We start from the raw sequence: 2,486 nt of genomic DNA, 5'->3' as shown, positions 1-2,486 counted from the left end.
GGGGTACCGGCCATCGAAGAAAAGCATCAAGCGCATGGTGGAAACCCTTCATGCGCTGACGGCTCGAACCGGGTTAGACACCACAGAGTTGGTGGCGAAGTTGAACCGCACGCTGCGCGGATGGGCGAACTACTTCAATGTAGGCACCGTCACCAAAGCGTATCGGGCGATCGACAACTACACCGCTGTGCGGTTGCGCCTCAAGCACAAGGTCAGGCGATACAAGGGCGGGACCTATCCACTCTCGCACCTTTACGGGCACTTTGGGCTCGTACGTCTAACCGCGCTTGGCCGCGACCGGCCGTGAGCGAAGGCGTGAGGTCTTGTCCGAGAGCCGGATGCGGGAGATCTGCCTGTCCGGTTCGACGAGCGGGATGTGGAAACGGAGTCACGGCTACACCACTAAGGCACCGCCAGACGAAAGGGGCGGGAACAGATATGTGTAGCCTAAAGCCACCGCGCCACATCTCGACTCCACCAGATTCGGAATTGGCGGACCAGCACATTTTGGACCGCTTTCGACCCGGTAGCTGACCTACTCCTCGCGTTCGCGATGGCAGCCAAGGGCCAAATTCAGAAGTCTTCGTGTGCAGGGCCGGACCCGTGCTTGTTCTCCGAGGAACCACTGCGTAACTCGTTCGTTGTGCTGGTCTTCCGCACAGCAAAAGGAACACCACCATGGATCGCGAACATGTGAAGGGCGCTGCCGACAAGGCAAAAGGCGCCATCAGAGAAGGTGCCGGTAAGCTCACTGGCGACAAGGAGATGGAAACCGAAGGCAAGATCGACAAGGCGAAGGGATCCGCACACAACGCGGCCGGAGATGTGAAGGATGCAGCGCGGGACGCCGCTGGCGCCCTCAAAAAATAAGCACAAGAGGGAAGACCAAGGCCTAGCCGCCTCCGGGCGGCCTTTTCTTTTGCCACAGGGCGGTCGGGCTGAGTGACGAAGAGCTTGGACGTGCCGCTATGCCCTTTTCGGGGCAGGAGGTGGCATTCCAAACGAAAGACGCCGCTAACTGCGGCGGCCTTACAATTGAGATACGAAAAGGGTAACGCATGCGATCAGCGTTGCCGTACTGAGGGTTACTACGACGAGAGCTTGTTCACTGCGGGCTTGCAAATCATCATCGTCCATTGATCCCAACGCCAGACCGCGCATCTGGTTTCGATGCATGGAGAAAGACTGTCTTGGTTATTTCGGTGGAGCTCAGCAATGGCCGGCCGAACGTACGTTTGGGGCAAAGTCTGAAGAACTCAGCGTGAGCAAATCTTGTCGGCCATGCCACGCCAAGCGGGACCTCGACGAGGGCCATTGCCACTTCGCCGATGGGGCCAGATGGTCCCGACGTTTCACCATACAAACAGTTGCTCTAGTTAATTCGAAATCAGGCCATTCACATTTTTAACATTGGTAGATGAACGGCTCGGGAAACCGACGGATGCGACTGGAGGCTGGGCGAGGTATGTCGCCTTTAGGGCCATTAACGGAAGTGCACTTCAACGGTCTGAGTTTAGCCGCCCCTGTCGCGCATTGCTTTGAACCGCGTCTCAACCCGCGACGTCAAACCCTAGGCTTATAAAGGAGCTCGACGTAGTCCGGTCTACCTTCCACATCGGACGTTGCAGCGCTCGTGGCAGATCGACGCAAAGGGGACGCTGCGCAGGTTCCTGGATCTCGTCCTGCTCCCGATGCTGTTCCGATCGCTCCTCGGGGAGAGCCCGAAGGACCTCAAGACGGAGCTGTCCGGCTGCGTGCGCGAACGGGTCGGCTTCTTTCTTGCGGCGTGCGAGACGGATTGGGGTGCTCTCGCAAGCTCACGACGGACATGATCGGCTTGGCGAGCCCGCCGCACTTGCGGCGTAAAGGGATCGCGCCGGATATTGCGGCGTGACGTAACGGTTGGAGGGGCGAACAGCACTTAATGCAGCGCCGATCGATCCGGCGATCAGGACAACCCACATGGGCCACGGCATCCACGAATGCGTGCTTTTGATCGGGACCTGATCCGCGGAGGGCATTATGGCCAGCGGTATGTGAACCGCGCAAACAGGCCGAACACGTGGCCGCTCCGACCAAAGCCGGAAAGTGAAGATTCTCGTTGCCAACAGGAGCCGTCCACACATGGCCCATCGCTGCCGCCGACGCGGTAGCGCCACACGTCCGGTCGCAGGGAGAGGCCGGAAGTTCTGAGCGGGCGCTACGCCCACGCTTTTTGGACCCTAAGCCGACAACGCAGCAGAGCCGCCATGTCGGCGGTCTGTGGAAGGCCCGACATTGTAGGATGGTGGCCTTCACGCCCCTAGGCCGAGGCCGAGGATTGCTGCGATTGCAAACACGTCAGGTACTCGGCCATATCCGACGTAGCGCAGCAGTGATATCTTTATCGAGAGCGGGGCCCTTTCTCCCGCACATTACCTCGGCCCGAAGTTCGGCCCCCGGAAGTAACCCTAAGGTTCTCGAGGCGGTCCCGATGCCTACGAATC

At 59.5% G+C, this 2,486-nt stretch carries 2 protein-coding genes; both read left to right on the top strand.

Features of this window, described 5'->3' with window-relative positions:
- On the top strand, positions 1-307 hold a 307-nt coding region (locus AC5ZG5_RS46005; RefSeq protein ID WP_496165558.1), incomplete at its 5' end, for a group II intron maturase-specific domain-containing protein.
- Between the two features lie 371 nt (positions 308-678).
- Positions 679-870, top strand: a complete 192-nt coding sequence (locus tag AC5ZG5_RS46000; protein ID WP_130228987.1) for a CsbD family protein — start codon at positions 679-681, stop codon at positions 868-870.
- Positions 871-2,486: the final 1,616 nt, after the last annotated feature.

Source organism: Bradyrhizobium sp. Ses1, from assembly GCF_059512365.1.
The sequence above is the reverse complement of the archived record's forward strand: the minus strand, read 5'-3'. Positions and strand labels throughout refer to the sequence as shown.

Bases quoted from the DNA above. Each gene is read 5' to 3' on its own strand.
- AC5ZG5_RS46000 (WP_130228987.1), top strand. From the start codon at position 679: ATGGATCGCGAACATGTGAAGGGCGCTGCCGACAAGGCAAAAGGCGCC.